The organism is Pseudomonas sp. P5_A12, assembly GCF_056400685.1.
In genome coordinates, this window is sequence record NZ_JBFUKU010000339.1 from 1 (window position 1) to 5,330 (window position 5,330).

The following is a 5,330-nucleotide window of genomic DNA, read 5'->3' on the forward strand; positions in this document are numbered from 1 at the left end:
CTGGTGTACCTGGTCTACAGCGACCGTTTGATCGAAGGTAGCCCGCAGAATGCGGTGACGGCAATCCCGATCCTGCCGTGGGCTCACGCTCAGTAGTCTGAAGCAAATCGAAATGTGGGAGCGGGCTTGCTCGCGAAGAGGGAGTATCAGATGACATTAATGTCGCCTGACACACCGCCTTCGCGAGCAAGCCCGCTCCCACATTTCGATTTGCTTCAGACTACTGAGCGTGAGCCCACGGCAGGATCGGGATTGCCGTCACCGCATTCTGCGGGCTACCTTCGATCAAACGGTCGCTGTAGACCAGGTACACCAGCGTATTGCGCTTCTTGTCGAGAAAACGCACCACCTGCATGGTCTTGAACACCAACGATGTGCGCTCCTTGAACACCTCATCGCCGTCCTTCAGCTCACCCTTGAAGCTGATGGGGCCGACCTGACGGCAAGCGATAGACGCCTCGGCACGGTCTTCAGCCAAGCCCAAACCACCCTTCACACCACCCGTCTTGGCACGCGAAAGATAGCAAGTCACGCCATCGACCTTCGGATCATCAAACGCCTCTACGACGATACGGTCGTTCGGGCCGACGAACTTGAACACCGTTGATACCTGGCCAATTTCCTCAGCCGAAGCCAGCAACGGCATTGCCAGCACCAGCCCCAATAATCCTTTTGCCATTCGCATTCAGGTATTCCTTCAGACCAGAATCAGGTTATCGCGGTGAACCAGTTCCGGCTCAGCCATATAACCCAACAAACCGACAATCGCCTCAGACGACTGACCGATAATTTTTTGCGCTTCAAGCGCACTGTAGTTAGCCAGGCCGCGGGCGATTTCGCGACCGTCCGGCGCCACGCACACCACCATTTCGCCACGGCGGAAGCTGCCCTGAACCAATTTGACGCCCACCGGCAGCAAACTTTTATGATCCTGGACCAGCGCCTTCACCGCACCACCATCCAGCACCAGCGTGCCACGGGTTTGCAAATGCCCGGCCAGCCACTGCTTGCGCGCCGCCAGCATGCCGCGCTCAGGCGAAAGCAAGGTGCCGATGCGCTCACCCGCCTTCAGGCGATCCAGTACGCGCTCAATACGCCCACCAACGATGATGGTATGCGCCCCAGAGCGAGCAGCCAGACGCGCAGCACGCAATTTGGTCTGCATACCGCCACGCCCCAGAGCACCACCCGTACCGCCCGCCACCGCGTCCAGCGCCGGATCATCGGCGCGCGCTTCGTAAATCAGGTTGGCGTCGGGGTTGTTGCGCGGATCAGCGTCGAACATGCCATCGCGATCCGTGAGGATCACCAGCAAGTCAGCCTCGACCAAGTTGGCCACCAGCGCCGCCAGCGTGTCGTTGTCGCCGAAACGGATTTCGTCCGTCACCACGGTGTCGTTTTCGTTGATCACCGGGATCACTTTCAACTCTACCAGAGCACGCAAGGTGCTGCGGGCGTTCAKGTAACGTTTGCGGTCGGACAAGTCATCGTGCGTCAGGAGAATCTGCGCGGTGTGCCGACCATGCTCGGCAAAGCTCGACTCCCAGGCCTGCACCAAACCCATCTGACCGATGGCGGCGGCAGCCTGCAACTCGTGCATCGCACTGGGTCGTACGGTCCAGCCCAAGCGGCTCATGCCCGCCGCCACCGCCCCGGAAGACACCAACACGAGTTCGACGCCAGCCTCATGCAAGGCCACCATCTGCTCGACCCAGACACCCATTGCTGCGCGATCCAGGCCTTTGCCATCCGCCGTCAGCAAAGCGCTGCCGATCTTCACGACCCAACGCTGCGCACCTGTCACCTTGCTCCGCATCATCTTCAACCTTAGCTTGAGGGCAGCACGACCCAGCGCCGCCCGTAACGTTATTCGTGACTACCGATTTCCAGATACTAAAACGCCGCTCGATTGAGCGGCGCTTAGTGAGCCGGTCTGCCAGCGATGATAACACCGCGATCAGACAGATAAACCGCCATCGCGGGCAAGCCCTGCTCCTACAGAATCAGTCACGCACGTAAATGATTTCCGGACCGTCTTCATCATCCACATCTTCTTCGTCCCAATCATCGTCGCCGATGTCATGGACCGACTTCACGCCGCTACGGCGCAGGGCACGCTGGTCATCCAGAGCCTGCAACTGAGCGCGCGCCTCGTCTTCGATGCGCTGATCGAGCTCAGCCAACTCTTCCTTGTAGGCCGGGTCGGCAGCCAGGCGATCAGCACGATCTTCCATGTAACGCATGATGTCGTGACACAGACGCTCAGTACCCAACTTGGAGATGGCCGAGATCACGTAAACCGGACCCGTCCACTCCAGGCGATCGACGATTTCCTTGACGCGAGCATCGTGCTCTTCTTCAAGGATCTGGTCGCACTTGTTCAGCACCAGCCAGCGATCACGCTCAGCCAAGGAAGGGCTGAACTTGGTCAACTCGCTGACGATCACTTCCGCGGCATCCGGCGCACTGGTGTCATCCAGCGGCGCCATGTCCACGAGGTGCAGCAGCAAACGGGTACGCGCCAAATGCTTGAGGAAACGAATCCCCAGGCCGGCGCCATCGGAAGCACCTTCGATCAGCCCCGGAATGTCCGCGACCACGAAGCTTTTCCAGCGATCGACGCTGACCACACCCAGGTTCGGCACCAAGGTGGTGAACGGGTAGTCGGCGACTTTCGGCTTGGCGGCCGATACAGAGCGGATAAAGGTACTTTTACCGGCGTTCGGCAAGCCCAGCAGACCGACGTCAGCCAGCACTTTCATTTCCAGCTTGAGGTCACGCGCCTCACCCGGCTTACCCGGAGTGGTCTGACGCGGAGCGCGGTTGGTACTGGATTTGAAACGGGTGTTACCCAGACCGTGCCAGCCACCGTGAGCCACCAGCAGTTTCTGACCAGCCTTGGTCAGGTCGCCGATCACTTCTTGGGTGGCCGCGTCGATGACGGTGGTGCCGACCGGTACGCGCAGCACCAGCTCTTCACCTTTCTTGCCAGTGCAGTCGGTGCTGCCACCGTTGGAACCGCGCTCGGCATCGAAGTGACGGGTGTAACGGTAGTCGACCAGGGTGTTGAGGTTTTCGTCGGCGATCATGTAGACCGAGCCGCCATCACCACCGTCACCGCCGTTCGGGCCGCCGTTTTCAATGAATTTTTCGCGACGGAAGCTCATGCAACCGTTGCCGCCGTCGCCGGCCTTTACTCGAATCGATACTTCATCAACAAACTTCATAACAAAACGCCTCTCGCCATACGGACGAGCCGAAAAAATCTAGACATAAGACTCTTGCAAAAATGAGCGCAGCGACCTCAATCAACGACCGCAAAACCTGCGCTGGAGCCCATCACAAACAGCTTTGCAAGAGACTCACCCCACAAACGAAAAAGCCCCGTCGCAAGACAGGGCTTTTCCAGCAACCACGTAATTATGCCGCGACGACGTCAGTCTTCGGGACAATGCTTACGTAACGGCGATTGAAAGCGCCTTTTACTTCAAACTTGATCACGCCGTCGATTTTAGCGAACAGAGTGTGATCTTTACCCATGCCAACACCGTAACCGGCGTGGAATTGGGTGCCGCGCTGACGCACGATGATGTTGCCCGGAATGATAACCTGGCCGCCATACATCTTCACGCCAAGGCGTTTGGCTTCTGAGTCGCGACCGTTACGGGTACTACCACCAGCTTTTTTGTGTGCCATGAGTCAATTCTCCTAGTGAGGAATTAGGCTGAAATTAAGCCTGAATACCGGTGATTTTGATCTCGGTGTACCACTGGCGGTGGCCCATACGCTTCATGTGGTGCTTACGACGACGGAACTTGATGATGCGGACTTTATCGTGACGACCTTGGGAGATCACTTCAGCCACAACGGTAGCGCCAGCAACAACTGGAGCGCCGATGTTCACGTCATCGCCATTGGCGACCAACAGAACGCGATCAAAAGTAACGGATTCGCCGGTAGCGATTTCCAGTTTTTCGATCTTCAGGTATTCACCTGGGGCGACCTTGTATTGCTTGCCACCAGTAACAATTACTGCGTACGACATGGTATTTCTCCGATAATCCTGCTCACCCAGCTCTTTATAAGAAGAGGTATTGGCTGGCATGGCTGCATAGGGCTGGAAGGCCTGTTTGCAATTGCGTAAGGCAGGTGCTGCCCAGGAAGTTCAGGGTGCGCGATTGTACGCAAGCTGTCGGGGCGATGCAAGAGGCCGTCCATCGCGCCTTGACACTCGCCGACGTGGGTCCTAGCATGCCGCGCAACCCTTCTGGAGCAACTGTCGCTGATGCAACCCCAAGCTTTCTACCGCGCGGTGGCGGACGATTTTAGCGCCGTTGACGGCATCATCAAGAAACAGCTGACTTCCCGAGTGCCGCTGGTATCGAAAATCGGCGATTACATTACCTCGGCTGGCGGTAAGCGCCTGCGTCCTTTATTGGTGTTGCTGTGTGGCAAGGCACTGGGCCGCGAAGGCGATGACCTGCGTCTGCTGGCTGCAACCATCGAGTTCCTGCACACCGCCACCCTGCTGCACGACGATGTGGTCGACATGTCCGGCATGCGCCGTGGCCGCTCGACCGCCAACGCCATGTGGGGCAACGCACCGAGCGTGCTGGTCGGCGACTTCCTCTATTCGCGCTCCTTCGAAATGATGGTCGAACTGGGCTCCATGCCGGTCATGAAGATCCTTTCGCAGGCGACCCGCATCATCGCTGAAGGCGAAGTGTTGCAACTGTCAAAGGTCCGTGACGCCAGCACCACTGAAGAAACCTACATGGAAGTCATCCGCGGCAAGACCGCGATGCTCTTCGAAGCTTCGACCCACAGTGCCGCCGCTCTTTGCGAAGCCCCAGCTGAACAGGCCGAAGCCCTGCGCACCTTTGGCGATCATTTGGGCGTGGCCTTCCAACTGGTCGACGACCTGCTGGACTACAAAGGCGACGCTGAAACCCTGGGCAAGAACGTCGGTGACGATCTGGCCGAAGGCAAGCCGACCCTGCCGCTGATCTACACCATGCGCGAAGGCACGCCGGAACAGGCTGCACTGGTGCGCAAGGCGATCCAGAAAGGCGGCATCGAAGACCTGGAAAGCATCCGCGAAGCGGTAGAAGCCTCGGGTTCGCTGGAATACACCGCGCAACTGGCCCGGGATTACGTGGCCCGGGCAATCAAATGCCTCGACGCCCTGCCCGCCAGCGAATACCGCGATGCACTGGTCGAATTGAGCGAATTTGCGGTCGCCCGCACGCACTGATTCCCACCTGTTAGAACCCGGCCCCTGTARGAGCCTGGCTTGCCAGCGATGGCATCAACTCGGTCTGCCGATAAAC

7 protein-coding genes are annotated in these 5,330 nt (G+C 58.5%); 2 read left to right on the top strand and 5 right to left on the bottom strand.

The features are described from left to right. On the top strand, positions 1-96 hold a 96-nt coding region (locus AC1DSG_RS27160; RefSeq protein ID WP_477793640.1), incomplete at its 5' end, for a CreA family protein. 124 nt (positions 97-220) lie between these two features. Here the strand turns inward: AC1DSG_RS27160 and AC1DSG_RS27165 are convergent. From AC1DSG_RS27165 to rplU, 5 genes are all read right to left on the bottom strand, one after another. Next, on the bottom strand, positions 221-685 hold the full coding sequence (locus tag AC1DSG_RS27165) for a CreA family protein (protein ID WP_477793639.1): 465 nt from the start codon (positions 683-685) through the stop codon (positions 221-223). A 12-nt stretch (positions 686-697) separates the two neighbouring features. Continuing rightward, positions 698-1,816: a glutamate 5-kinase gene (proB, locus tag AC1DSG_RS27170; protein WP_477793641.1), complete on the bottom strand. Its 1,119-nt coding sequence runs from the start codon at positions 1,814-1,816 to the stop codon at positions 698-700. Between the two features lie 187 nt (positions 1,817-2,003). Next, positions 2,004-3,227, bottom strand: coding sequence for an Obg family GTPase CgtA (gene cgtA / locus AC1DSG_RS27175; RefSeq protein ID WP_150782062.1), 1,224 nt, complete (start codon positions 3,225-3,227; stop codon positions 2,004-2,006). A 193-nt stretch (positions 3,228-3,420) separates the two neighbouring features. After that, a complete protein-coding gene (rpmA, locus tag AC1DSG_RS27180; protein WP_007943982.1) occupies positions 3,421-3,696 on the bottom strand; it encodes a 50S ribosomal protein L27 in 276 nt (91 codons plus the stop codon). 34 nt (positions 3,697-3,730) lie between these two features. Beyond that, entirely contained in the window at positions 3,731-4,045 is a 315-nt protein-coding gene (rplU, locus tag AC1DSG_RS27185) for a 50S ribosomal protein L21 (RefSeq protein ID WP_003176051.1), read from the bottom strand. A gap of 240 nt (positions 4,046-4,285) precedes the next feature. On the opposite strand from rplU, the gene AC1DSG_RS27190 reads away from it, so the two are divergent. After that, positions 4,286-5,254, top strand: coding sequence for a polyprenyl synthetase family protein (locus tag AC1DSG_RS27190; RefSeq protein WP_223515496.1), 969 nt, complete (start codon positions 4,286-4,288; stop codon positions 5,252-5,254). Positions 5,255-5,330 lie beyond the last annotated feature (76 nt).

What these genes read in the sequence shown, in the direction of transcription:
- AC1DSG_RS27165 (WP_477793639.1), bottom strand. Translation starts at nt 685, where the DNA reads ATGCGAATGGCAAAAGGATTATTGGGGCTGGTGCTGGCAATGCCGTTG.
- cgtA (WP_150782062.1), bottom strand. Translation starts at nt 3,227, where the DNA reads ATGAAGTTTGTTGATGAAGTATCGATTCGAGTAAAGGCCGGCGACGGC.
- rpmA (WP_007943982.1), bottom strand. Translation starts at nt 3,696, where the DNA reads ATGGCACACAAAAAAGCTGGTGGTAGTACCCGTAACGGTCGCGACTCA.
- rplU (WP_003176051.1), bottom strand. Translation starts at nt 4,045, where the DNA reads ATGTCGTACGCAGTAATTGTTACTGGTGGCAAGCAATACAAGGTCGCC.
- AC1DSG_RS27190 (WP_223515496.1), top strand. Translation starts at nt 4,286, where the DNA reads ATGCAACCCCAAGCTTTCTACCGCGCGGTGGCGGACGATTTTAGCGCC.